The sequence below is a fragment of the Nocardioides marinisabuli genome, from assembly GCF_013466785.1.
GTDB lineage: Bacteria > Actinomycetota > Actinomycetes > Propionibacteriales > Nocardioidaceae > Nocardioides > Nocardioides marinisabuli.
Window position 1 is genome coordinate 2,334,732 of the sequence record NZ_CP059163.1, and the last position, 24,229, is coordinate 2,358,960.

Here is a 24,229-nt window from a genome sequence, read left to right on the forward strand (position 1 = left end):
TGGACGGCGGTGTGAGCACCGTCTGTTCACCGTCGGTTCGGTCTCCCGACGGGCGGGTGCGGGGCCTCAGAGGCTGCGCAGCACCGCGGTGACGACCCCGAGGATCGAGGCGTGGGTGCCGTCGATCGGCTCGTAGGCGTCGTTGTGGGGCAGCAGCCAGACCTTGCCGTCCTTGCGCTGGAAGGTCTTGACGGTGGCCTCCTCACCGATCAGGGCGGCGACGATCTGGCCGTTGCTGGCGGTCTGCTCCTGGCGGATCACCACGTAGTCGCCGTCGCAGATCGCGGCGTCGATCATCGAGTCGCCGGAGACCTCGAGCAGGAAGAGCTGGCCGTCGCCGACCAGCTGCTGGGGCAGCGGGAAGACGGCCTCGACCCGCTCCTCGGCCAGGATCGGGCCACCGGCGGCGATCCGGCCCACGACCGGCACGTAGGAGGCCTGCGGCATGGTGTTGCCGATGTCGGTCTCGTCGACCGAGCTGTCGTCGGCCGAGGAGATCGCCTTGCGGCGCGCCATCAGCTCGGGCAGGAAGACCTCGAGCGCGCGCGGGCGGTGCGGGTCGCGCTTGAGGAAGCCCTTCTCCTCGAGCACCTTGAGCTGGTGGGAGACGCTGGAGGTGCTGGTCAGGCCGACGGCCTGGCCGATCTCGCGCATGCTCGGCGGGTAGCCGCGGGTCTCGATGGCCTCCTTGATGCACGCGAGGACCTTGATCTGGCGCGGCGTCAGGCCGGTCGCGTCGGGAGGGCCGTCGGGCAGCTCCGCGACCCCGCGCTTGCGGGGGCCGCTGTTCTTGGTGGCCATCGTGTGCCTTTCGTGCGCGAGGCCCGAGCCGGGGAGTCCGCTCGGATGGGTCGTGGACCCACGCTATCGCCGCGCGGGCCCGACTTCAAACATCTGTTCGAAGGGCGTGTCGCGCTCGTGGAGGCGGCGACGGGCTGCTCCGGCGTGACGTCGGGGATCTCGAACAATTGTTCGCCGCACCCCTTGCGCGGCTCGAACACCTGATCTAGTCTCGCTCATGTGTTCGATCGAACACCTGGTCGAAGCAGGATCGCGACCGGGACTGTCGGTGGCTGTCCGTAGACATCTCCCTGACCGAGCACGACGACGACCACCCCCTTCCCCAGGAGGTCCCGATGAGCACCATGACCCTCACCGCCGCCCCGGCCCCGATCCGCCTCGGCGCCGTCCGCGCCACCCGCCGTACGACGCCCGGCTCGCTGCGGCTGACCCGCCGCGGCCGGCTCGCTGTGCTGGCCGCGGGCCTGCTGCTCGTCGCCCTGGTGGGCGTCGTGCTGGCCGGCGTCTCCGTTGCCACCAGCGAGAGCGGCACCGCCCCGGCGACTGAGACGATCACCGTCGGCGTCGGCGACACGCTGTGGGCCATCGCCGCCGAGCGCGCCGAGTCCGGCGACGTGCGCGAGGTCATCGGGCGCATCCAGCAGCTGAACTCCCTCGACGGTGGCCTGGTGGTCACCGGCCAGCGCCTGGTCGTCCCGGCCGGCTGAGGAACGGCCCGCGACCGCGGTGCGGTCCGGGCGCGGCGGCCCCTGTGGCCGCCCACAGATTTCGTCGGTCGCCTCGACCCCGGCCGGCGAAACCAGGGGAAAGACGAGGGGCGGGCCCGCAGTGGGCCCGCCCCTCGCGCTGTGTCGGGCCCTGTCTTCCGCGTCCGGTGGGGGAGGGTGTCGTGGTGAGCGACGGCGTCTTCGAGAGCAGGCTGGCGCAGTGGCAGGCGTGGTGCGAGGCGCCCTGGGGCCGGTTGCGGTTCGCGGTGGTGCGCGAGACGCTGCGCCGCCAGATCGAGGCGCTCCAGGCCGACCTCGGGCAGCCGCGGGCGCTGCGGGTCCTCGACGTCGGCGGGGGCGACGGCCGCGACGCCTTGGGCCTGGCCGTCGCCGGCCACGACGTCACGGTCCTCGACCGGCGCCCTCCTGGCTCGCCGAGGCCCGCCGCCGCGCCGAGTCGGCGGGGGCGGGGAGCGGCTGGTGACCCTCGAGGGCTCGATCGACGACCTGAGCGGGGCCGGAGACGGGGCCGGCGGCGGGTTCGACCTGGTGCTGTGCCACAACGTGCTGCACTACCGCCCGGCCGAGACCGGCGCGGCCGACGTGCGACGTCCTGGCGCGGGCGGCGCGGCCGGGCGGTCGGGTCTCGGTGATGGCGCCGAACCCCGCGGCGCGGGTGATCGGGCGGCTGGTGCGTGAGGGGCCGGAGGCTGCCCTCGACGAGCTCGGCCGCGACGACATGGAGTCGGCCACCTTCGCCACGACCGCGCGGGCGGTGGCCCGCGACGAGGTCGAGGCGCAGCTGGTGGCGGCCGGGCTCGAGGTGGTGGGCCGCTTCGCCGCCCGGGTCGCCAACGACTACGTCGCCGACGACGGCCGCAAGGCCGACCCCGACTTCTACGCGGCGCTGGAGCGCCTCGAGCTCGCGCTGTGCGACCGGGAGCCGTTCATCTCTCTCGGGGCGCTGTGGCAGCTCGTCGCCGTCCGCCCGGTGGGGGAGCCGGGGTCGCGGGGTCGCGGGTGAGGCCGAGCGCCCGGCCCAGGCGCGCGATGAGCATCAGGCCCACGAAGAGGCAGGCCACGGCCCCGACGGAGGCGAGCGCCAGGAAGAACCAGGCGGCCGACTCCCCGCCGCGGGCCTGGGTGCCGAAGTCGATGGCGGCGTAGACCAGGTAGCCCCAAGCGACCACCGCGGCGGTGACGGCCAGGGCCAGGCCGAGCAGCCGCGGCTGGAACGAGCGCTCCGGGCGGGGGGCGGGCCGCACGGCGGGAACCGGCCCGCTTGCCGGCCGTGGCGGGAGCGGGAGTCGGCGCGCCGGCCACCTGCTCGTCCACCTGGCCGCCCGCCTCGCCGCTCACAGCGTCATTGTGTCCGACCGCACCCAGCCCCGGCGACCGGGTGTCGGTACCGGTGCCGGCATCTGGCGGCCGCTCCAGCACTGCTCGGCGCCACCCCTTCGGGGCGGTCCCGGTGCGCTGACCTGCACCGATGTGTCGAGTGTGATCTGGGTCGCAGGAAATTTTCGGGACGGCTTGCGCGGCTCGTGGTCCCGGGCGTACGGTTCCACTACATCTAGTAGTTACACCGGTGTAGTTATCCACATCTAGTTCACAGATGGATGCGGGATGGTGCACAGGTGACCGGTTGTTCTCCACAGGGAGAGCAACGATATCCACACCCAGCAGCCCTCGCGGGGGCTGCGCGGCGCGCCCGAGAGGAGGACCCGATGCACTGCCCGTTCTGCCGTGCCACCGACACCCGGGTCCTCGACTCGCGGGTCTCCGAGGACGGCGGCTCGATCCGCCGGCGGCGTACCTGCTCGGCCTGCTCGAAGCGGTTCACCACCGTCGAGCAGATGCAGCTGAGCGTCGTGAAGCGCTCGGGGGCCAGCGAGCCCTTCGTGCGCGAGAAGGCCGTGGCCGGCGTGCGCAAGGCGTGCAAGGGCCGACCGGTCACCGAGGACCAGCTGGCCTGCCTGGGCCAGGTCGTCGAGGACACCCTGCGCGGCGCGGGAGCCGCCGAGCTGCCGGCCCACGAGGTCGGTCTGGCCATCCTGGGCCCGCTGCGCGAGCTCGACGAGGTGGCCTACCTGCGCTTCGCCAGCGTCTACCGCCAGTTCGCCTCCGCGGCCGACTTCGAGGACGAGATCGCCATGCTCCGCGCCGAGCGCCTGACGCTCGACACCGAGCCCCAGCCCACGGGCTGACACAGACCGCCCGGCAGGTAGTGGGGAAGCTGCCTGCCGGGCGCACCACCTCTTCCCTCACCGCATCACCCGGTGTCACGTCCGATGTCGGTGGTCGCAGCGACCATCGGGACGGGCGCCGACACAGCACCCCCCAGCAGCAGACCGCACCAACCAGCACCCCTTAGACCGGGACACAGAGGAGCACGGCATGACCGAGACGGTGAGCGGCGCAGGAGCCGACGCAGCGACCAAGGGCCAGGGCAAGGGCCTGACGATGGAGCGCGTCTTCAGCACCGAGGGGGTGCACCCCTACGACGAGCTGACCTGGGAGAGCCGCGACGTCGTCCAGACCAACTGGAAGACCGGCGCCACCGTCTTCGAGCAGCGCGGCGTGGAGTTCCCCGCCACCTGGTCGGTCAACGCCTCGACCATCGTCACCACCAAGTACTTCCGCGGCGCGGTCGGCACCGACGCCCGCGAGCGCAGCCTCAAGCAGCTCATCAACCGCGTGGTCGAGCAGTACGTCAAGGGCGGCGTCGAGCACGGCTACTTCGCCACCAAGGCCGACGCCGAGGTCTTCGAGCACGAGCTGACCTGGCTGCTGGTCAACCAGTACTTCTCCTTCAACTCCCCGGTCTGGTTCAACGTCGGCACGCCCTCGCCGCAGCAGGTCTCGGCCTGCTTCATCCTCTCGGTCGACGACTCGATGGACTCGATCCTCAACTGGTACAAGGAGGAGGGCTTCATCTTCAAGGGCGGCTCCGGTGCCGGCCTGAACCTCTCGCGCATCCGCTCCTCCAAGGAGCTGCTCTCCTCCGGCGGCACCGCCTCGGGCCCGGTCTCGTTCATGCGCGGCGCCGACGCCTCGGCCGGCACCATCAAGTCGGGCGGCGCGACGCGCCGTGCGGCCAAGATGGTCGTGCTCGACGTCGACCACCCCGACATCGAGGAGTTCGTGGCCACCAAGGCGCGCGAGGAGGACAAGATCCGCGCGCTGCGCGACGCCGGCTTCGACATGGACCTGGGCGGCGAGGACATCACCTCGGTGCAGTACCAGAACGCCAACAACTCGGTCCGCGTCTCCGACGAGTTCATGCGCGCGGTCGAGGAGGGCACCGAGTTCGGGCTGCGCTCGCGCGGCACCGGTGAGGTCATCGAGACCGTCGACGCCCGCGAGCTGTTCCGCAAGATCTCCACCGCCGCGTGGGAGTGCGCCGACCCGGGCCTGCAGTACGACGACACCATCAACGACTGGCACACCAACCCCGAGACGGGGCGCATCACCGCGTCGAACCCGTGCTCGGAGTACATGAGCCTCGACAACTCCTCGTGCAACCTGGCGTCGCTGAACCTGCTGAAGTTCCTCAAGGACGACGACACCTTCGACGCCGAGCTGTTCGCGAAGGCCGTCGAGGTGATCATCACCGCGATGGACATCTCCATCTGCTTCGCCGACTTCCCGACCGAGCCGATCGGCCAGACCACCCGCGACTACCGCCAGCTCGGCATCGGCTACGCCAACCTCGGCGCGCTGCTGATGGCGATGGGCCTGGGCTACGACTCCGACGGCGGCCGCTCGATGGCCGCGACCATCACCTCGCTGATGACCGGTGTCTCCTACAAGCGCTCGGCCGAGCTGGCCGGCGTGGTGGGCCCCTACACCGGCTACGCCCGCAACGCCGACGCCCACAAGCGCGTGATGCGTAAGCACCAGGCCGCCAACGACACCGTGCGCACCCTGCACATCGCCGACTCGCAGGTGCACAAGCTGGCCACCGCCGCGTGGGCCGACGTGCAGAAGCTCGGCGAGACCAACGGCTTCCGCAACGCGCAGGCCTCGGTGCTCGCGCCCACCGGCACCATCGGCTTCATGATGGATTGCGACACCACCGGCATCGAGCCCGACTTCTCGCTGGTGAAGTTCAAGAAGCTCGTCGGCGGCGGCTCGATGCAGATCGTCAACCAGACCATCCCGCGCGCGCTGAAGAAGATGGGCTACCAGCCCGAGTCGATCGAGGCGATCGTGGCCTACATCGCCGAGCACGGCCACGTCATCGACGCCCCCGGCCTCAAGACCGAGCACTACGAGGTCTTCGACACCGCCATGGGCGCCCGTGCCCTGGCGCCCATGGGCCACGTGCGGATGATGGCGGCCTGCCAGCCGTTCCTCAGCGGTGCGATCAGCAAGACCGTCAACCTCCCCGAGACCGCCACGGTCGAGGAGATCGAGGACATCTACTTCCAGTCCTGGAAGCTCGGTCTGAAGGCGACCGCTTGCTACCGCGACAACTGCAAGGTCGGCCAGCCGATGTCCTCGGGCAAGGGCGAGAACAAGGGCACCGACTCGAACCGGCCCGCCGCGACCGACGAGGTCGAGACCAAGGTCGTGGAGAAGGTCGTCTACGCCCCGACCCGCAAGCGCCTGCCGAAGTCACGGGTCTCGCGCACCACGTCGTTCACCGTGGGTGGCGCCGAGGGCTACATGACCTCGGGTGCTCACGAGGACGGCCAGCTCGGCGAGATCTTCCTCAAGCTCGGCAAGCAGGGCTCGACCCTGGCCGGCGTGATGGACGCCTTCTCAATAGCGGTCAGCATCGGCCTGCAGTACGGCGTCCCGCTGGAGACCTACGTCTCGAAGTTCACCAACCTGCGCTTCGAGCCCGCCGGTCTCACCGACGACGCCGACGTGCGGATGGCGCAGTCGATCATGGACTACATCTTCCGCCGCCTGGCTCTGGACTACCTGCCCTTCGAGGAGCGCGAGGCCCTGTCGATCTACTCGGCCGACGAGCGTCAGCGTTACCTCGAGACCGGCTCCTACGAGCCTGTTGAGGAGACCGGCGGCGCCGCCGAGCTGGTCGACACCCCCTCCGTGGGGCGCGACGGGGGCTCCTCCGTTGGTCGAGCAGCGAGCGAAGCGAGCGTCGTCGAGACCGCCGAGGTTGTCGAGACCCACGACACCGAGGGCAGCAACCAGCGCGAGGTCCCGGCCCAGCGCGACACCTCGGGTGCCCACACCTCGGCCGAGCTGATGGAGAAGATCACCGGCACCGCCGTCGACTCCCCGCTCTGCTTCACCTGCGGCACCAAGATGCGCCCCGCCGGCTCCTGTTACGTCTGCGAGGGCTGCGGCAGCACCTCCGGCTGCAGCTGACCAGGGATGCCGTACGACGGCCCCGACACCCGATGGGTGTCGGGGCCGTCGTCATTGTTCGTCACTGTCGGCGGAGGCAGGTAGAACTGAGCGGTCAGCGCACGCCCCTGGGTCGGGACGGGAAGTACGTCGTGACCGAGCCAGCGCGCCCCTCACCTCAGCAACGACGCCGTCGCCCGCCTGCCGCCGAGGTCGAACCCTCAACGATGATCTGGTGTCCCGGCTGTCAGGTGGAGCGGCCAGCGCGCGACTTCAACACCGAGTCGCGCCGTTTCAGCGGCCTGTCGACTCGTTGTCGTGAATGCCAGGCAGCTGCGCGGCGGACTCCTGAAGGAATGGCTAAGACCAGGCAGCGCAACCGGCGGCGCTGGGCTAACCCGGAGTACCGGGAGCGAGGCCTGGCCGCCGCTCGGGCCCGTCGCAAGATCGAAGGTCAGAACGACCTTCGGAAGTCACGGGCGCGCCTGCAGGCAGTGGTCGATGCCTGGAAGGGGCAAGGGTGCGTCGACTGCGGGTATGGCGACGTCAGGGCCATCGAACCTGACCACCGCCCCGGCACGGACAAGCTGGGCAATGTCAGCCGCATGGTCCAGCTATGCGTCGGCATCGACCGGCTGCGTGCTGAGCTGGCCAAGTGTGAGCCGCGGTGCGCGCGCTGCCACCGACGGATGACGATGAGTCGCAAGCCCTCGTCCTGGCGATCGGCGAAGAGGCTCCCGACGTCTTGGCGGGCGCGCCTGGCGCGACAGGACTTCAACGATCAGCTGAAGTTGCGTCTCGGGTGTGCGGATTGCGGATGGTCGGGATGGGCACGTGGTCTCGACTGGGATCACGCGCGGGGCCGCAAGGAGTACGAGATCGCTGAGTTGATCAACTTCGGCGGCCCGACCGAGGTGCTCATCGCTGAGCTCGGTAAGTGCGACGTGGTCTGTGCTAACTGCCATCGTCTTCGTACCGTGGCTCGACGTTCGTCGGCCGCCCTCAACCGTCCGCGGCGGTAGACACCGCCCCAAACCGCAGCGAACCCACCGCAGCCTCCAGCCTTACGCACGTCATCCGGTCCCTCGGCTGCAGCAGCACGGACTTCTCGACAGTAGCCACCTCCCGCTCAGCTGAGACTGCCGCGGTGTCGGGGAGGCGCAGGCATTCAGCTGCGCTGCAGTACTGCCCAGGCGATGAGGCTGTCGAGGCGCCGAACGTCTGCGCCCTTGCTGAGTTTGATCTTGATGTGGCCAGCCCGCGTCCACAGCTCGATTTCAGAGTTGAAGTCGAGTCGCCCGGCGTTCTCAGACGACCACATGTTAATGGCGCTGTAGGGCAACGAGTAGATCTCCACCTTCTTTCCGGTGATGCCCTGAGCGTCGCGAACGATGAGGCGCTTGGTCGTGAAAACGGCGCTGTCGCGGAAGGTCTTGAAGGCGGCGACGGCTTCTTCCCCAGCGACTAAGAGAGGTGTCACGTCCTGCGGAATGGGGATCTCCTGTGCCAGGGTCCAGGCCGTGATCGGGGCTGTTTCCATTTTCTTCTCCTAGTTTGCGATGAGGCGGGCCGAGGCCAAGAACTCGGCGGGCATGGGGTGCTGCAGCGACCAGGTGATGGCGATCGGGCGGTCACCGGTGTGGCCGGCGTACGACACCGGGCCGAGGAAGAGGTAGGGCGAGGTGCCGAATTCGTCCTTCTGGTCGTGTCGCACGAACAGCAGCACAGTGCTGTTGCCGTTCAGGTAACGCTGGCCGGTGGGGGAGGAGACCGATGTGGTCGACTGCGATTCCCAGTGGAAGGTTTGAGCGTCGATCGGGTAGTCGCGATACATCGTGGTTGGGGAGAAGTCCGACTCCGACTTCTTCAGTGTCAAGAACAGCATGTCGACGTTGAGGTCGGCGGAGTAGGCGACACCCTGCATGACACTGGTGGGCTTGCGGCTCAACGATGCGTAGTCCAACCCGGCCAGGATTTCCTCGCGCTGGTAGCGGCCATGAATGCGCAGCGGCACCTGGCTCAGTTCGCCCTCGAGCTCCACGGTCTGGTGTCGGGCGGCGTCGAAGGACAGGTCCACGATGGCACTCGCCTCACCGACCACGTGGGTGAGCGCTCGCGCCTGGCGGAGCCCCTCGTCGTACGAGCCTGGGGCGCCGCTGGGGTAAAGCGAGAAGAACAGCATGCGTGCCAGCCGCTGCTCGCCCGGTGACAGTGCGCCTACAGCGCCGACATCACCACCCAGCAATCGCTGGTAGGTCGCGGCCCGGAGAGGATCGTCGACGTGGGCGAGCGCCCGCATCCGCTTCAATAGCTCACTCTCGCCCGGCTCCGGCTGTCCAGAGATGAGATTGGCGTCGCGCTGCAAGGTGGTCCAGGACTTAGACCCAGCCTTCAGGACATCAGACAGTTCGAGGCCTGACTCGTCGAGGAAGGTGGCAAGGTCGTGCTCGGGGTGACGTCGCAGTTCGGCGACGATGTCCCTCCAACGGTTGGCGACCTGGCCGCGGATGTTGTCAAGCACGATCTGTTGGGCCTGGCGATCCATGACGATCTGGCAGCCCGACGGCAGCAGGGGGAAGCCGCGTTCCACCTCGCGCTCGAGACCCTTCCTCGTCTGCCCCGTCAGCGCGCGCAACTTGAGATCGAAGCGAAACTCCTGGCGGTGATAGCCGACGAAGTCGAGGACGGTCAGCACAGCCTTGTCCTTCGTGCGCCGCAGCCCCCGACCCAATTGTTGTAAGAAGATCGTGGCGCTTTCGGTGGGGCGCAGAAACAGCACAGTGTCGACGTCAGGGATGTCGATGCCCTCGTTGAAGACGTCGACGGTGAAGACCGTCTGGAGGCGGCCGTCGCGAAGATCCTGCAGAGTCCGCTCACGCTCGGTCTGAGGCGTGGCGCCGCTGACCGTCGCGGCACGAACTCCGGCCTCGTTGAAGGCGGTCGTCATGAACTCTGCGTGTGCAACGCTGACGCAGAAGCCGAGGGCCCGCATGACGGCCGGGTCAGAGACCTTGTCTCGTAGCTGTCGTAGGACCAGCGCCGCCCGAGCCGTGTTGCCGGTGTAGACGTTCCCCAACTCAGAGTCGTCGTACCGACCGTGTTTCCAGCCCACCCGCCGTAGGTCGGTGCCGTCGGCCACCGCGAAGTAGTGGAACGGGCACAGCAAGTCGGCACCCAGCGCGTCCCACAGGCGCAGCTCGGCTGCGATGCGGCCGTCGAAGAATGCGCGTACGTCGACCCCGTCGGCTCGCTCGGGAGTCGCGGTCAGCCCCAGTAGTTCCCTCGGGGTGAGGTGCTCGATGAGACGCCGATAGCTGGCGGCCTCTGCATGGTGGAACTCGTCGATGACCACCACGTCGAAGGCATCGCTGGGGATGGCGGCCACACCATGCGAGGAGAGGGACTGGATGCTGGCGAAGACGTGCCGCCCGCGCTCGGGCCGAATGCCGCCGACGTACAGCTCGCCGAACGTGGCGTCGGTCAACACTTCGCGATACGTCCGCAGCGCCTGATCGAGAATTTCTCGGCGGTGCGCGACGAAGAGCAGCGACGGCCTGTCGGTGCCATGACACAGCCGCCGATAGTCCAGGGCGGCGATCACGGTCTTGCCCGTGCCGGTGGCGGCGACCACCAGGTTGCGGTGCCGGTCGTGGACCTCGCGTTCGGCGTGGACCGCGTCGAGCATCTGCTGCTGGTAGGCGAAGGGCCGGACTTCGAGGCCGGACAGGTTGATGGTCACCCTGTTGTGCTCTGCGCGCCCGGACGCCTCGTGGAGGGCATCGTCGAGTCGGTCGGCATCGCGAGCGGGGTCGTAGACCTCGAAGCTGGCGTCGTTCCAGTAGGTGTCGAAGGTGGCTCGGAACTTGTCGATCAGCGGCCCGGTCCCGGTGGTCGAGAGCCGCACGTTCCACTCCACGCCGTCGAGCAATGCCGCCCGCGACAGGTTCGAGGAGCCCACGTATGCGGTGTCGAAACCCGTCTTTCGGCGAAACATCCATGCCTTGGCGTGCAGTCGCGTCCGCGCGGTGTCGTACTGGATGCGGACCTCGGCGCCGAAGTCGTTGACCAGGCGGTCAAGAGCTCGCCGCTCGGTCGCTCCCATGTACGTCGTCGTCAATACCCGGAACGGTGCCCCGCGATCGCGCAGGCGCGACAGCTCGGTCTCGAGCAGCCTGAGGCCATGCCACTTCACGAAGGCGCACAACAGATCGACCTCGTTGCTGCTCTCGATCTCCGCGCGCAGCTCGGAACCGAGATTGGGCTCGCCTCTGGTGTTCGTGAGGAGGGCTGGCTCGCTCAACGGAGTGCTGGGTCGGACGTCGGGAAGTCCGGGAGTGCCCAGAAGTCCCGATCGGTGGATCCGGCGCAGCTGTCTGGTCGGCGCCGACACTTCCGCGTCGTGCGCGTGGAGCACCGCCAGCAGGTCATTGACCATCGCCACGCGGCGACCGGGGTCGGAGGTGGCCGACAGTGCGCGGTGGGTCGCCTGCTGCACGTGGCGAGCCAGAATGTGCGGCTGATGTGCGGCGTCGATGTCCTCGACTGTCGCTGCCTCGCCGATGAGACTCAGCGTTCGCTGGAGTTCGCTGCTGACCAGTGCCTCGTAGAGACCATCAGGCATGGGGTTGCGTGTCATCACGGACAGCTTCCCTGAGTAAAGGCTTCCTGTCCTCCGATGTGCGGGTTCATCCGCAGCGTCGCCCTGGCGGAACTTGCTGCACTCCCAATGCACCAATCTCTACAAACTTAGGTTACTTTGGCTACTCACTCACTTTGAAGTACATAGGAGCACGCTCATGTGGTTGGTCGCTGCCTTCGCCCTCGCCGGTGGTCTGGCCCAGCTCGTCGACGGGACGTTGGGGATGGGCTTCGGTGTCACCTCGGCGACCGTGCTGCTCGCGCTCGGCGTCGCCCCCGCTACGGCCAGCGCGGCCACGCACGCCGCCAAGCTGCCCACGACGCTGATCTCGGGCCTGTCGCACTGGCGGGTCGGCAACGTCGACAAGGCCGTGCTGGTCCGCGTGGCCATCCCCGGCGCGATCGGCGGCTTCCTCGGCGCCGTGGTGCTGACCTCGATCAGCCTGGTTGCCGCCAAGAGCGGCATGGCCGCGCTGCTGCTGTTTTTCGGTGCCGTCATCCTGGTGCGGTTCGGCTTCGGCCTGCGCATCATCCCGACGCCCAAGTCGGGGCACACCGCCCGCTGGCTCTCCCCGATCGGCCTGCTTGGTGGCTTCGTCGACGCCACCGGTGGCGGCGGGTGGGGCCCGGTCGTCACGCCCAGCCTGATGACCGTCACCAGCCACGAGCCCCGCAAGGTCGTCGGCACCACCAACGCCGCCGAGTTCGCCGTGGCGGTCTCGGTCTCGCTCGGCTTCATCACCGGCGCCGCGCACCAGGACATCCCGTGGCTGCCGGTGCTGGGCCTGGTCCTCGGCGGCGTGATCGTCGCGCCGATCGCCGCGCGGCTGGCGGGCCGGCTGCCGCACGCCCCGATGGGCGTGATGGTCGGAGGCCTGATCATCCTGGTCAACAGCATCGTCGTGCTCGCGGCCGTCGGCGACCTGCCGTTCGTGGTCGACCTGGCGCTGATGGTCGCCTGGCTGCTCTTCGTGGCCCGCCTCGCCCGGACCGCGTGGCACAAGGAGCGCGCCGAGCGGGCGGCGGCCGCGACCGCCGAGCCCGTCCTGGTCTGAGCGGTTCCCACGCCCCGCCGGTGGCGTAACGACCGTCACCTCCCGCCGTTGGACGGGCATGCTCCGGAACCTGCGCGTCCTGCTCGCTCCCGCTCTCGCGGCGGGGTTGGTGCTCGGGGTGGGGGGTCCGGTGCAGGGGGCCTCGACCAACGGAGGGGGAGGCCTGCCGGAGGGGGCGCCGGCGGCGGCGACCCAGGCCGAGCCGCGGCTCGGCACACCGAAGGGCTGGCCGTTCACCCAGCGGATCAGCCGCACCTCGGGCACCGAGCGGCTGCACGGCGGGGCGTCGTACTGGACCGACTTCGTGTACGACGCCCACGGCGCCGCGCTGCCGAGCGGCTTCAGCCTCGACAACATCGCCACCCTGGCGCCCGAGCAGGGCGTCTACGAGCAGCCCGAGGGCGCGGCCGGCAACGGGGCCGACGTCTTCGTCGCCGCCACGGGCAAGGACCGGCGCGCGACGTACTGGCGGGTCGACTGGACGACGCTGGCCAGCCCCGACGTGCCGCTGGCGGTGTGGGCCTTCGACACCGACCGCGACGCCAGCACCGGCGTCGACGACTGGCCGGCCGCCGCGGGCGTCACCTCGCCCGGGCTCGAGCAGGCACTCGTCGTCTCCAGCCGCGGCGCCTGGCTGCACGACCTGGTCACCAGCGACGTCACCGACGTGACCCGCCAGGGCGGGCGGCTCACCGTCGACGAGTCGACGCGCTCCTTCACCGTGCGGGTCCCTAAGCAGCTGCTCCGCGCCCGCGGTTCCTGGCGGGTGCGGCTCGCCGCCGGCCTGGCCGACGCGACCGGCGAGGCGATGGCGGCGCCCACCCTCACTGGCGGCGTGCCGCTGCCGCCCGGGTCGACGCACGTCTACAACCTCGCCTTCCGCACCCCCGAGCAGGAGACGCCGGTCGTCACCGACAGCCGGACCGCCGGGCTGGTCGCCGCCTTCCAGGCCGTCGCCGCCGGCAACCCGGTCACCGACCAGCTCGGCGCCGACGGGCTCGCGCGCTTCGTCACCGGCAACTTCTGGATGGAGGACGCCCAGGCCGATGCGCTCGCCGGTGGCGACGCCTCACCGTTCTCCCACGTCGTGCGCTGGGCCGACCTGCGCCGCAAGGAGCGCACCCGCGAGCCGCTCGTGCACGGCCCCAGCAACCGCTGGTACCTCTCCCGCCTCGACCTCGGCGAGGGCGTCGTCGCTGACGAGGGCCAGGGCAGCGGGGACGGCGCCCCCAACTACCTTTCGCCCGTGCAGCCGTACGCCGTCCACGTCCCCACCTCCTACCGCCGCGGCGACGCCACCCCGCTCACCTGGACGCTGCACTCGCTCGGCGTCAACCACAACCAGTACGCCGCCTACGACCCCGAGCTGCTCCAGAGCCTCTGCGAGGACCGCGACTCCATCTGCGCCGGCACCCTCGGCCGCGGGCCCGACGGCTGGTACCTCGACGAGGCCGAGGTCGACTACTGGCAGGTCTGGCGGGCCCTGGCCGACGGCTTCACCCTCGACCCCCGGCGCACCGTCCTGACCGGCTACTCGATGGGCGGCTGGGCCGGCTACCACCTCGGCCTCGCGCACCCCGACCTGTACGCCGAGACCGTCGTGCTCGCCGGTCCGCCCCAGTGCGGGGTCTCCGTGGACGCCGACCAGATCGTCTCGCCCGCCTTCGGCGGACGCTGCACGAGCGACGGGACGGCGTACGACCTGGTCGGCAACGCCACCTGGCTGCCGTTCCGGATCGGGCACGGCACGCTCGACCAGCTCGTGCCGTTCACCTCGGTCGAGCGCCAGGTCTCCCGCTTCGTCGACGCCGGCCTGAGGCACCGGTTCGTGCGCTACCCCGCCGAGGACCACCTCGTCTTCGCCATCCAGGACCGCTTCGCGACCGTCATCGACGGGCTCGGCCTGCCGACGGTCACCCGCGACCCCCGCGACGTCGACTTCACCTGGCGCCCGCACCTGACCCGGCGCGGGCTCGGGATCGGCGCCACCACGGCGTACTGGACCGGCGACCTGGCCGCCCGCGACTCCGGGCCCGGCAGACTCGCCCGGGTCGAGGCGACCTCCAAGCGCATCCCCGACCGGGTGCACCTGCCGGTCACGACCGGCCCGACCCCGGTGGTCAGCCCGCTGCCCGCGGTGCTGCAGGAGACCGCCTGGGAGGACGGCGAGCGGCTGCCGGTGCGCCACCGGCTCGAGCTGCGGCTGACCAACGTCTCCCGCGTCAGCGTCGACCTCGACCGGGCACGGTGGCGCTGCGGCAGGCTCGCGGTGACCTCCGACGGCGACGCCGTCGTCCGGCTGGTGCGCGGTGAGCGGGTGGTCCGGGCGGTGCGGGTCGGCGACGGCAGGGCCGTCGTACGCCGCTCCTGCTGAGCCTGTCCACAGGCACGCGGTCGGCGGTGGGCGGGTGTCGGCGCCGGCCCCTAGCGTGCTGAGCAGGAGGCCGACATGAAGGTACTGGTGGCGACGAGCAGCACGCAGGGCGAGGTGGACGGGGACTACAGCTTCTGCGTCCCCGGGGAGATCCTCTGGATCACGATGGTCTGCGACACCGACCGGCTGTACCCGGAGAAGGGGTGCGGTTGCGGGCGTGGGTTCGGTGGCCTGACCAGCCACCGCGCCACAACCACCGCGGAGGTGGCCGACCTGGACATCACCGAGGCCGACCTGGGGCTCGCGGTGAGGACCAGCCTGACCGACCAGGGCTGGCTGGCCCCCGAGATGGCGGAGATGCACGACGAGATCGTGGCCGAGACCGTCGAGCTCGTCCGCGCGCGAGCGCGGCCCTGGGTCGCCCCGGCGTGGCTCGGTTCGGCAGACTGCCGGTGTGCCCACCCCCGACCCGGTCGCCGCCTTCGCGCCCTGGCTGAGCGCCGAGGGCCTGGCCTCCGTCTACGACCCGGCCGCCGTCGGGCGGGCGCGCTCCTACGCCCGGGACGGCTCGGTGCTGCGGCTCGAGGTCGACGTCGTCGACGGTGAGTTCCTCACGGTCGACGGCGAGGTCGCCGGCACCGGGCCGGCGGCGTACCGCACGTCGGTCAGCCTCGACCTCGGCCGCGGGCGGCCCGCCGTCACCTCCAGCTGCTCGTGCCCGGTCGGCTGGGAGTGCAAGCACGGCGCGGCGCTGCTGCTGCGCCTGGGCTGGACGCTGACCCCCCAGGACGCCGACCCCGCCACGGCACCCGACGACGGCGCGGCCGACTGGGCGGGCGCGCTCGACACGGCCCTGCGCGACCTGGAGGCCTCGCGGGGCGACGAGGCGGGCCACCACGCCCTCGCGCTCCTGCTCGACCTGCACCTGCCGCGCCACCGCGGCTTCACCGGCCTGGTCGCGCCGGTGGTGCGGATGCGGCCGGTCCGCCGCGGCGCGAGCGGGCGCTGGGTGCGCGGCGGCGCGGCCTGGAAGGACTTCAGCCCGCACGGCGTCCACCTCGGCCGCACCCAGCACGATCCCGCCCACGTCGCCGCCGTGGGCCGGCTGCGCGGCGAGATGGGGATGGCGGCGTACTGGAACGTCGCCGACCTGCCGCCGCTCGCCGACTTCGGCCCCCAGCTGTGGCAGCGCCTGCGCCAGGCACGTGACGCGGGCATGGCGCTGGTGCCCGGCGACGGGCTGGGCGAGGTGCGGCTGCTCGACGAGCCGGTCGAGGTGGTCGCCGACGTGACGCGCGACGGCGAGGAGCCGGGGGCGGCCAGCCTGCGCTTCGGGGTCCGGTACGCCGAGCAGTGGTGGCCCGCCGACCGGCTGCTGCTCGTCGGCGACGAGGCCCACGGCGTGGTGCTGCTCGACCGGGCGCCCAGCGCCACGACCCGTGACGCCACCGCCCTGCTGGCACCCCTCGCGGAGCCGGTCCCGCCCGCGCTGGCCAGGCTCGTCACCGGCGGCGACACCACCGTCCCGCCCGAGCACCTCGACGCCCTCGTCGGGGCCCGGCTGCCCCGGCTCGCCCGGCACCTCCCGGTCGTCTCCAGCGACGACTCGATCTCGATCCCCGCCCCGCCCACCCCGCGGCTGGTCCTCGTCGTCGAGTGGGACCGCCGCCCGGCCGCCGAGCTGCGCTGGCAGTGGCGCTACCGGGTCGGCGACGCCGACCTGACCTGCGCCGCCGGCTCGACCGCCCGGCTCGACGGGGTCCGCGACCGCGCCGCCGAGCGCGCCGAGCTCGCCCGGCTGACCTCCGCCGGAGTCCTGGCGGGCCCCGGGGCGCCGCCCGACCGCGGCGTACCGACCAGCGGCGTGCTCGACCTGGCCGACGAGCTCGCGCGCCTCCGGGAGGCCGGCGTCGAGGTCGAGGAGGTCGAGCGGCCCGACTTCCGGCCCGCGACCGGTCCGGTCGAGATCAGCTTCGGTCAGGTGGGCCCCGACGACCCCGGCGACCCGGACGACCCCGCGGCCGAGGACGACGCGGCGGCCGCCGACGGGGCCACCGACTGGCTCGACCTGAGCGTCGACGTCAGCGTCGACGGCGAGCAGATCCCCCTGGCGTCGGTGCTGGAGGCGCTGACGCTCGGCGACGAGCGGATCGTGCTGCCCAGCGGCCTGCACGTCGACGCCACCGCCGCCGAGCTCGAGAGCCTGCGCGGCCTGGTCGCGGCCGCCGCCGAGGTCCGCGAGCCCACCCGCGACGGCCGCATCGGCGTCGGCGGCCACGACCTCGGCCTGTGGGCCACGGTCGGCGACCTCGCCGAGACCGACACGCTGCCCGCGCACGCCCAGGAGTGGGTGCGCCGCGCCCACGCGCTGCGCGACCTCACCGACCTGCCCCGCCCCGAGCCGGTGGGCGTGGTCTCCACCCTGCGGCACTACCAGCACGACGGGTTCCGCTGGCTGGCCTTCCTGCAGGACCACGGGCTCGGCGGCGTCCTGGCCGACGACATGGGCCTGGGCAAGACCCTGCAGGTGCTCGCGGCCGTGGCCCGCGCCCGCGCCGGCGGCGCCGCGCCGTTCCTGGTCGTGGCGCCCGCGAGCGTCGTGGCCAACTGGGCGCGCGAGTCCGAGCGGCACACCCCGGGACTCGTGGTCCGCACCATCACCGCCTCGGCCCGCAAGCTCGGCACCTCGGTGGCCGCGCTCGCCGACGGCGCCGACGTCGTGGTGACGACGTACACGCTGCTGCGCCTCGACGTCGACGAGTACGCCGCCCTCGGCTGGGGCGGGCTGGTCCTCGACGAGGCCCAGCACGTCAAGAACCACCTCGCCAAGACCCACCAGGCCGTACGCCGCGTCGAGGCGCCGTTCCGGCTCGCCGTCACCGGCACGCCGTTCGAGAACCGGCTCATGGAGCTGTGGTCGCTGCTGGCCCTCGTCGCCCCGGGCCTCTACCCGACCGTCAAGGGCTTCGTCGACCACGTGGTGCGCCCGGTCGAGAAGGAGGGCGACAGCGCCGCGCTGAAGCGCTTCCAGCAGCGGCTGCGCCCCTTCCTGCTGCGCCGCACCAAGGACCTGGTCGCCGCCGACCTGCCGCCCAAGCAGGAGCAGCTGCTGCAGGTCGACCTCGGCGCCCGGCACCGCAAGATCTACGACACCCACCTGGCCCGCGAGCAGCAGAAGATCCTCGGCCTGGTCGACGACTTCGACCGCAACCGGGTCGCCATCCTCAGCGCCCTCACCCGGCTGCGCCAGCTCAGCCTGGACCCGGCGCTGGTCGACGCCGAGCACGACGCCGTGGGCTCGGCCAAGACCGACGTCCTGGTCGAGCACCTGCTCGAGCTGGCGGCCGAGGGCCACCGGGCGCTGGTCTTCAGCCAGTTCACCGGCTTCCTGCGCCGCGTGCGCGCCCGCCTCGACGCCGAGGGCGTCAGCTACAGCTACCTCGACGGGCGCACCCGCAAGCGGGCCGAGGCGGTCGAGGGGTTCCGCGACGGCGAGAGCACCGCGTTCCTGATCAGCCTCAAGGCCGGCGGGGTCGGGCTCACCCTCACCGAGGCCGACTACGTCTTCGTGCTCGACCCGTGGTGGAACCCGGCGGTCGAGGCGCAGGCCGTCGACCGCGCGCACCGGATCGGCCAGACCCGGCCGGTGATGGTCTACCGGCTGGTCTCGCGCGACACGGTCGAGGAGAAGGTGGTGGCGCTCAAGGAGCGCAAGGCCGAGCTGTTCGCCCAGGTCGTCGACGGTGACGGGGCCCTGGGCGGCGTCATCGACGCCGCCGACGTACGAGCGCTCTTCGAGTGATCGTCCCGACGACCCCTGGGTGACCCCTGGGTGACCCCGCGTGGTGGCCGGAGGGGGGTTATCCACAGATCGCGGATCGGTGGTGTCGCCGCCCGGCGAACGCGGGGAGCCTTGGGGTCATGACCGACACCCGACCTCCCCTGCCCCCCGTGGTCTACGCGCCGACCGTCGAGCACGCCGACGGGTCGCCGCGCCTGGCCATGCACCGCACCCACGACGGCCGCGTCGCGCTCTTCGTCTACTCCGCGCTCGACCGGCTCGCCGACTTCTACGACGCCGACAGCGCCTGGGTGCTGCTCTCCGTCGCCGACCTGCAGGCGGCCCACGACCAGGCCCCCTACGACCTGCTCTACCTCGACAAGCGGCCCAGCCCCGCCCCCGTCGCGGCGGGTGCGCGATGAGCGTCGAGCTGCGGTGGTCGACCGCGGACGACATCACCGCGGGCCTCGAGCGGGCCCGCACGTCGATCGAGGAGTGTGCCTCCTCGGTCCCGTCGGGGATCGACGGCGGTGATGTCACCGCGCTGCTGCTCGAGATGGTGGCCCACCTCCTCGAGGCCGCCGCCGAGGTCAGCGAGGGCCTGCTCGGGGCCTCCGACAACGTCCGGTCGGCGGTCGCGGTGCTCCAGAGCGCCGACCGGGTCTCGCGGGAGACCTTCACCTCCGGGTGGTGGTGAGATGAGCGTCGACACCGAGCTGCCGGGCTCGCCGCGCTCCATCGAGTCCGCGGCCGCCTGGCTCGAGGGGTCCCTCGGAGCCGCGGTCGACCAGGGCGTCGAGCGGGTCGCCGCCGCGCGCCGGGTCGCCTCCTCCGACTGGGAGGGCGCCGCCGGCACCGGCTTCGCCGACCGGATGGGCGTGGCCGTCGACAAGATCGACCACGTGCACCGGGCGACGGCCTCGGTCGCCCGCGAGATGACGGCGTACGCCGACACGCTGCGCCGCCAGCAGGAACGCATGGCCGAGATCCGCGGGACGGCCCGCGCTGCCGGCCTCACCGTGACGGCGTACGTCGTCGAAGCGCCCGGCGCGGCCCCCGCCGACCCCGGCGACGCGCCGACCGGGCGGGTCAGCCCCACCGCCGTCGACGCGCACGCCGCTGCCGTCGAGGCGTGGGCCGACCACCAGGCGAAGGTGCTGGCCTACGAGAGGGTGGTCGCCGAGGCCGCCCAGGTGCGGGACGGGCTGCGGTCCGCCACGCGGTTGCTCGAGGACGAGTACCGCGGGCTGAGCGGGCCCGGGATGCTGCTGACCGCCCTGGACATCGCTGGCGGCTTCGGCGCAGCAGGGGTCGTCGGGCACGCGTCGGTGCTGAAGGCGGAGGGCAGACGGCTCGTCCGGGAGGCCGAGGAGTACATCGACCTGATCAGGAGGAAGCCGGGCGGCTTCCACAACGGCGACCTGAACCACTGGGACGCGCGCAAGCTGGAGGGCGGTGACCTCGTTCGGCGGGCCGGGGAGATCGAGACCCGGGCCAAGCTCACCTCGATGAAGCTCGGCGGAGCCCTGTCGGTGGTGGGCATCGGTCTCGACCTCGTCGCAGGCGAGAGCCCTGCGCAGGCGGTGACGTCGGGAGCAGGTGGACTGGGGGCGTCCATCGCGGCCGGAGCGCTGGTCGGGGCGGGCGTCGGCAGCCTCGTGCCGGTCCCGGGAGTGGGCACCGTAGCCGGGGCCGTGGTGGGCGCGGGCGTCGGCATCGTCACCTCGGGCGCGATCGACGCGCTCTTCGAGGAAGGCCCCGACGTGATGAATGCTCTGGACGAGGGGTGGGAATCACTCAAGGACACCGGCGGTGCGATCGGTGGCGGCGTGGGTGCCGTCGTCGGCGGCATCGGCGGGTTCTTCGACTAGGAGGCACCTGTGTCCAGCACCCGAAGAGACGTGCTGCTGGCCGTCGGTCACGGCTGGCTGCTGCTGATGGGCGTCGGCCTGGTCGCCGTGGGCGAGACCAGCGCGATCATGTTCGGCTCCCTGCTCTGGATCATCGCCGTCCTCGGTTCGGTCACGCTCGTCGTCGAGCGCCGGCTCTCCCGTCGGCGCCCCGACCTCGAGCTGGGCACGGCACCGTCCGGAGCCGCGGCCCTGGTGTTCCCGTACTCGGTGGCGTCGATCGTGATGTCGGCGGTGGGCACCGCGTCACTCATGGTCTGGTGCCTGGTCGGGGCGCTGCTGGCGGGCCGGGCAGGCCACCCGGGCGGTGCCTGGCTGCTGGGACTGCTCGGGCTGGGTCTGGCGGCGCCGTTCGTCCCGCTGCTGCGGGGCAAGATCGTCGCTGGCGGGCTGTACGTCACCTCGTTCGGGGTCGAGCTCCGCCGTGAGGGTGTCGGGTGGTCGGTGCCCTGGGACGACATCGACGTCGTCGCGCCGGCGGACGACGTCGTCCTGGGGCTGCACCGCCCTGCCGCGCGTCACGACACGACGAGGTTCATGTGGCGGCGCACACCGCGTGGGAAGGCCGACCTGCTCGTCGTGCCAGGTCGCCACCTCGCCGGTGGCACCGCCGCAGTCGCGATGGTCGTCGCCCGCGGCCGAGCGGTGCCGGAGTCGCGCGGCATGCTGGCGCAGGCCCACGTCGTCGACGACATCAACGGCCTCCTCCGAGCACGCGCCACCGCTTCCGCGACCCCGGCTCCCTGAGCCGACCCAGGACGCTCGGTCGCGGCGTCCATCGACTGTCGGTCCTCGCGTCTAGCGTGGGGCCCTCGGGTCGGTGGAGCCGACCGGTCGAGACACCGGGAGCGACGTGACGATCGAGCAGGAGCACGACGAGGCGTGGCGCGAGCTGCGTCGCCGGGTCGCCGACCACCTCGCGGCGATGGGCCCGGGCGACGAGCTCGGGGTCGCGGTCGACGACGGGTCCGGCGAGGTGCCGGCGTACGTCGTCGCCGACGTCGACGGTCAGCAGCGGCTGCACCTGGAGTCGGTCGGCACCGGTGGCCTGGACCAGCCGTGGGCCGTCGGGCCCGAGCACGAGGACGACGACCCGGCCTTCGAGACCGTGCTCGGCCAGCGCGAGTGCGACCTCGCTGCGGAGCTGATCGTGGCCGTGCTGCGCTCCGGCTGCCTCCACCCGGCCTTCCTCACCAGCCGCGAGCTCGACCTCGACGGCCTGCGCTGGCGTCGCCCGACGAAGCCGCTGCCGCCCGGGCGCGGCACGGTGCTCGGCGACGACGCGCCGCTCGCGGTGCTCGTCGAGGACCGCGAGCACCTGCAGCGGCTGGTCGACGCCACCCTCGCCGAGGTCCTCGACCAACCGGTCGCCCACGACGAGGACGGCGACGTGCCGGTGCCGGTCGGTGAGAGCGTCGTGTGGGTCCAGGTGCTCGAGGACCGGCCGGTAGTGGCCCTCTTCGCGATCCTCGTCGACGACATCGCCGACACCGGAGCAGCCTTCCGGGAGGTCGCCGGGCTCCAGGCGCGGCTGCCCTACCTGCAGGTGCGCGTCGTGGGTGACCGCATCCTGGTGCGCCACGAGATCTGCGCGGTGCCCTTCGCGCCCCGCCAGCTCGCGGGGGTGCTCGCGCGGCTCTGCTCCGAGATCGACGACATCGCCGGCGCGGTCGCTGAGCGGGTCGGCGGCCGCCGGTTCCTGGAGGGCATGGGCGTCGACGAGGAGGGCGACGAGCTCGCCGAGCCGGCGCCGACCGTCCTCGACGAGCACCTGGCCACCGTGGTCGAGCTGCTCCTCGACGGCCAGGTCGAGCCCGCCCAGGTCGCGGCGGCGTACGACGGCGACCGGTCGTTGCTGGTGCGGTCCCTGGTGGGGCTGCGCACCGGCACCGTCGTGGTGCCCGACGTCGACCTCGACCTGCTGCTGCACACCGTCCGCTCGGGCCTGCGCCACCTCGTCGACCGGCTCGCCCGCCGCGACGACGGCCCGGCCCGCCCTCGCGGCCCCCGCACGCAACAGCTCTCGCTGCTGCCCGAGGACGAGCAGGGCCTCGACCTGCCCGACCCCGGGCGCTGGGTGGGTTGAGCGGCCGCCCGGAAGTCACTGACAGGGCTCAGGACGCCACGCACAATGGTGGGGCCGCGATGTCGCTCGGCCTCACCGAAGGAAACTGATGAAGCACCTGACGACCGTCCTCGCCCTGGCTTTTCTCCTCACCCCGGCGCCGGGACCCGCGGCCCATGCGGGCCTTGACGCGCCAGCCGCCTCGAAGGCGGACACGAAGGAGTCTCGCGACCTCAAGCGCCTGACCTGCCGCAAGATCCCCAAGTGCGACAAGGACGCTTCCTACTGGGAGGGCGACGACAAGGGGCGCATCAGGGGTGACGACGGCGCCGGGGTCTACGTCTTCATCCAGTACCGAAAGTGTGGTCAAGGTAAGTGGGCCAACCTCACGCGCGAGACCACGACCGCGACCGGCGCCTGGGACTTCTACTACACCTACAAGGCCAGCGAGAAGAAGAAGTACCAGGTCAAGGAGTACAAGGCGGACTTCCCCAACTCGGTCCAGTTCAGCTTCTTCATCCCCGCCACGGACGACTACAAGCCGTACCGCTCGGTCTCCCCGTTCTGCTACAGCTGAGTCTCCCACCGGTGGGCGTCAGCCTGTCGCCGCGGACTCGCGGCCGGGCGCCGGCGTCGCCGCACGACGGCGTACGCCGAAGATGACCAGGTAGCCCATGATCCAGGCCTCGCCGACCGACGCGGGCACCGTCAACAGGTCGATCGCCGACGCGGCGTCGGGGAACAGGTACGTGAGCAGCGCACTGCCCAGGTAGAGGACGCCGGCCACCACCAGGAGCCAGCCCAGGACCCGAGGCATCCAGCCGGAGCGGAGCACCAGCCACCCCATCGGGATCAGCCACAGGCCGAAGAAGAGGGCGCCCACCCCCCAGAGGTTCCCGCTCAGCGCGTAGAGCATCTGGACGGTGGCGGCCGGGTCGCCCTCCCGGCTCAGGGACTCGTCCTGCGCGACGTCGAGGGCCGTGGCGAGCACCGCGGCGCTGCTCAGGATGACCACCGCGTTGACCAGGCCGAAGCCCGCCAACGCACCCGCGGCCACGCGGTCGACCCGGCGGAAGAGCCGGTAGAACCACACGGCGACGAGCGCCTGGCTCAGCACGATGCCGAGCTCGAGCACGATCCCGATGCGCGCCAGCGCCTCGCTGTCGAGCAGGTTGTCGAGCGTGCCCTGCGGGTCGTCGGCCACGTAGAGCTGCGGTCGCACGACCAGGAACCCCAGGATGCCCACGACGAAGAACGCCAGGTAGATCAGCCCGGTCGCCCGGGCCACCCGGACCAGGTCGTCGTCGATGTCAGGTGGTGCGCTTGAGCCGGTGGTCGTCGTCGTCGTCATGCGGTCCTCCCTCGGTCGAGATCGGCCCGTCCCTCCCGAGGTCGGGCCGCCAGTGGAACGACGGGCGCTCGCGCGTCGTCGCACCTTCAATCTGCTTGCGGGAGGTAGCCCCTCCCAGGGTCCAAGGACCCTTTTGCGCCCGGCGCCCCCAGGACAGGCGTCCCGTTCGGCGGCGAATTCCCTGACGTTCCTCACCGCGACACGCCGGTCCGGCGTGTGGAAGGT

The 24,229-nt window shown here is 71.5% G+C and carries 20 protein-coding genes and 1 pseudogene; 16 read left to right on the forward strand and 5 right to left on the reverse strand.

Translation table 11 applies throughout. From position 1 onward, the window contains the following. Window positions 1-66: 66 nt before the first annotated feature. Window positions 67-801 carry a transcriptional repressor LexA gene (gene lexA / locus H0S66_RS11175; protein ID WP_179615454.1) on the reverse strand — a complete coding sequence of 245 codons (735 nt, stop codon included), beginning with the start codon at window positions 799-801 and terminating at the stop codon, window positions 67-69. Between the two features lie 335 nt (window positions 802-1,136). Between lexA and H0S66_RS11180 the strand changes: the two genes are divergently transcribed. The 3 genes from H0S66_RS11180 (at window position 1,137) to H0S66_RS11190 (ending at window position 2,532) form a co-directional block, all read left to right on the forward strand. Continuing rightward, window positions 1,137-1,508, forward strand: coding sequence for a LysM peptidoglycan-binding domain-containing protein (locus H0S66_RS11180; RefSeq protein WP_179615455.1), 372 nt, complete (start codon window positions 1,137-1,139; stop codon window positions 1,506-1,508). 480 nt (window positions 1,509-1,988) lie between these two features. Continuing rightward, window positions 1,989-2,207 carry a hypothetical protein gene (locus tag H0S66_RS11185; protein ID WP_180923586.1) on the forward strand — a complete coding sequence of 73 codons (219 nt, stop codon included), beginning with the start codon at window positions 1,989-1,991 and terminating at the stop codon, window positions 2,205-2,207. Further along, a complete protein-coding gene (locus H0S66_RS11190) occupies window positions 2,161-2,532 on the forward strand; it encodes a class I SAM-dependent methyltransferase (protein ID WP_180923588.1) in 372 nt (123 codons plus the stop codon). The genes H0S66_RS11185 and H0S66_RS11190 overlap by 47 nt, the downstream gene beginning before the upstream one ends. Here the strand turns inward: H0S66_RS11190 and H0S66_RS11195 are convergent. After that, window positions 2,456-2,773 (reverse strand): hypothetical protein, encoded by a 318-nt coding sequence (locus H0S66_RS11195; protein WP_180923590.1) that lies wholly within the window; start codon window positions 2,771-2,773, stop codon window positions 2,456-2,458. The genes H0S66_RS11190 and H0S66_RS11195 overlap by 77 nt on opposite strands. Before the next feature lie 462 nt (window positions 2,774-3,235). Here H0S66_RS11195 and nrdR point away from each other — a divergent pair, with 462 nt between their 5' ends. From nrdR to H0S66_RS11210, 3 genes are all read left to right on the forward strand, one after another. After that, window positions 3,236-3,715 carry a transcriptional regulator NrdR gene (gene nrdR / locus H0S66_RS11200; protein ID WP_179615458.1) on the forward strand — a complete coding sequence of 160 codons (480 nt, stop codon included), beginning with the start codon at window positions 3,236-3,238 and terminating at the stop codon, window positions 3,713-3,715. Window positions 3,716-3,905: 190 nt separating this feature from the next. Continuing rightward, window positions 3,906-6,851, forward strand: coding sequence for a vitamin B12-dependent ribonucleotide reductase (locus H0S66_RS11205; RefSeq protein WP_179615459.1), 2,946 nt, complete (start codon window positions 3,906-3,908; stop codon window positions 6,849-6,851). 131 nt (window positions 6,852-6,982) lie between these two features. Beyond that, entirely contained in the window at window positions 6,983-7,852 is an 870-nt protein-coding gene (locus tag H0S66_RS11210; RefSeq protein WP_179615460.1) for a hypothetical protein, read from the forward strand. A 146-nt stretch (window positions 7,853-7,998) separates the two neighbouring features. On the opposite strand, the gene H0S66_RS11215 is transcribed toward H0S66_RS11210, so the two are convergent. Continuing rightward, window positions 7,999-8,370 carry a PH domain-containing protein gene (locus H0S66_RS11215; protein WP_179615461.1) on the reverse strand — a complete coding sequence of 124 codons (372 nt, stop codon included), beginning with the start codon at window positions 8,368-8,370 and terminating at the stop codon, window positions 7,999-8,001. A gap of 9 nt (window positions 8,371-8,379) precedes the next feature. Beyond that, window positions 8,380-11,466, reverse strand: coding sequence for a DEAD/DEAH box helicase (locus H0S66_RS11220; protein ID WP_218876292.1), 3,087 nt, complete (start codon window positions 11,464-11,466; stop codon window positions 8,380-8,382). 160 nt (window positions 11,467-11,626) lie between these two features. Here H0S66_RS11220 and H0S66_RS11225 point away from each other — a divergent pair, with 160 nt between their 5' ends. From H0S66_RS11225 to H0S66_RS11265, 10 genes and pseudogenes are all read left to right on the forward strand, one after another. Continuing rightward, on the forward strand, window positions 11,627-12,523 hold the full coding sequence (locus H0S66_RS11225; RefSeq protein ID WP_179615462.1) for a sulfite exporter TauE/SafE family protein: 897 nt from the start codon (window positions 11,627-11,629) through the stop codon (window positions 12,521-12,523). A gap of 58 nt (window positions 12,524-12,581) precedes the next feature. Next, the gene (locus H0S66_RS11230) at window positions 12,582-14,897 is read left to right on the forward strand and encodes an alpha/beta hydrolase family protein (RefSeq protein WP_180923592.1); all 2,316 of its coding nucleotides are present in this window, start codon (window positions 12,582-12,584) and stop codon (window positions 14,895-14,897) included. 75 nt (window positions 14,898-14,972) lie between these two features. Beyond that, window positions 14,973-15,215: pseudogene (locus H0S66_RS21020) on the forward strand (DUF7715 family protein); the annotation flags it as partial. Window positions 15,216-15,351: 136 nt separating this feature from the next. Continuing rightward, window positions 15,352-18,699, forward strand: a complete 3,348-nt coding sequence (locus H0S66_RS11235; RefSeq protein WP_179615464.1) for a DEAD/DEAH box helicase — start codon at window positions 15,352-15,354, stop codon at window positions 18,697-18,699. A gap of 119 nt (window positions 18,700-18,818) precedes the next feature. Beyond that, on the forward strand, window positions 18,819-19,100 hold the full coding sequence (locus H0S66_RS11240) for an SAV_915 family protein (protein WP_179615465.1): 282 nt from the start codon (window positions 18,819-18,821) through the stop codon (window positions 19,098-19,100). Next, the gene (locus H0S66_RS11245; protein WP_179615466.1) at window positions 19,097-19,375 is read left to right on the forward strand and encodes a hypothetical protein; all 279 of its coding nucleotides are present in this window, start codon (window positions 19,097-19,099) and stop codon (window positions 19,373-19,375) included. The genes H0S66_RS11240 and H0S66_RS11245 overlap by 4 nt, the downstream gene beginning before the upstream one ends. A gap of 1 nt (window position 19,376) precedes the next feature. Further along, window positions 19,377-20,549 carry a hypothetical protein gene (locus H0S66_RS11250; protein WP_179615467.1) on the forward strand — a complete coding sequence of 391 codons (1,173 nt, stop codon included), beginning with the start codon at window positions 19,377-19,379 and terminating at the stop codon, window positions 20,547-20,549. Between the two features lie 9 nt (window positions 20,550-20,558). Beyond that, on the forward strand, window positions 20,559-21,335 hold the full coding sequence (locus H0S66_RS11255) for a hypothetical protein (RefSeq protein WP_179615468.1): 777 nt from the start codon (window positions 20,559-20,561) through the stop codon (window positions 21,333-21,335). 106 nt (window positions 21,336-21,441) lie between these two features. Continuing rightward, on the forward strand, window positions 21,442-22,674 hold the full coding sequence (locus H0S66_RS11260; RefSeq protein ID WP_179615469.1) for a T3SS (YopN, CesT) and YbjN peptide-binding chaperone 1: 1,233 nt from the start codon (window positions 21,442-21,444) through the stop codon (window positions 22,672-22,674). 88 nt (window positions 22,675-22,762) lie between these two features. Beyond that, a complete protein-coding gene (locus tag H0S66_RS11265) occupies window positions 22,763-23,230 on the forward strand; it encodes a hypothetical protein (RefSeq protein ID WP_179615470.1) in 468 nt (155 codons plus the stop codon). An 18-nt stretch (window positions 23,231-23,248) separates the two neighbouring features. On the opposite strand, the gene H0S66_RS11270 is transcribed toward H0S66_RS11265, so the two are convergent. Then, the gene (locus H0S66_RS11270) at window positions 23,249-24,004 is read right to left on the reverse strand and encodes a DUF4386 domain-containing protein (protein ID WP_179615471.1); all 756 of its coding nucleotides are present in this window, start codon (window positions 24,002-24,004) and stop codon (window positions 23,249-23,251) included. Window positions 24,005-24,229 lie beyond the last annotated feature (225 nt).

Coding starts and splice junctions, on each gene's coding strand:
- lexA (WP_179615454.1), bottom strand. CDS start 801: ATGGCCACCAAGAACAGCGGCCCCCGCAAGCGCGGGGTCGCGGAGCTG.
- H0S66_RS11180 (WP_179615455.1), top strand. CDS start 1,137: ATGAGCACCATGACCCTCACCGCCGCCCCGGCCCCGATCCGCCTCGGC.
- H0S66_RS11190 (WP_180923588.1), top strand. CDS start 2,161: ATGGCGCCGAACCCCGCGGCGCGGGTGATCGGGCGGCTGGTGCGTGAG.
- nrdR (WP_179615458.1), top strand. CDS start 3,236: ATGCACTGCCCGTTCTGCCGTGCCACCGACACCCGGGTCCTCGACTCG.
- H0S66_RS11205 (WP_179615459.1), top strand. CDS start 3,906: ATGACCGAGACGGTGAGCGGCGCAGGAGCCGACGCAGCGACCAAGGGC.
- H0S66_RS11215 (WP_179615461.1), bottom strand. CDS start 8,370: ATGGAAACAGCCCCGATCACGGCCTGGACCCTGGCACAGGAGATCCCC.
- H0S66_RS11220 (WP_218876292.1), bottom strand. CDS start 11,466: ATGACACGCAACCCCATGCCTGATGGTCTCTACGAGGCACTGGTCAGC.
- H0S66_RS11225 (WP_179615462.1), top strand. CDS start 11,627: ATGTGGTTGGTCGCTGCCTTCGCCCTCGCCGGTGGTCTGGCCCAGCTC.
- H0S66_RS11230 (WP_180923592.1), top strand. CDS start 12,582: ATGCTCCGGAACCTGCGCGTCCTGCTCGCTCCCGCTCTCGCGGCGGGG.
- H0S66_RS11240 (WP_179615465.1), top strand. CDS start 18,819: ATGACCGACACCCGACCTCCCCTGCCCCCCGTGGTCTACGCGCCGACC.
- H0S66_RS11245 (WP_179615466.1), top strand. CDS start 19,097: ATGAGCGTCGAGCTGCGGTGGTCGACCGCGGACGACATCACCGCGGGC.
- H0S66_RS11250 (WP_179615467.1), top strand. CDS start 19,377: ATGAGCGTCGACACCGAGCTGCCGGGCTCGCCGCGCTCCATCGAGTCC.
- H0S66_RS11265 (WP_179615470.1), top strand. CDS start 22,763: ATGAAGCACCTGACGACCGTCCTCGCCCTGGCTTTTCTCCTCACCCCG.
- H0S66_RS11270 (WP_179615471.1), bottom strand. CDS start 24,004: ATGACGACGACGACGACCACCGGCTCAAGCGCACCACCTGACATCGAC.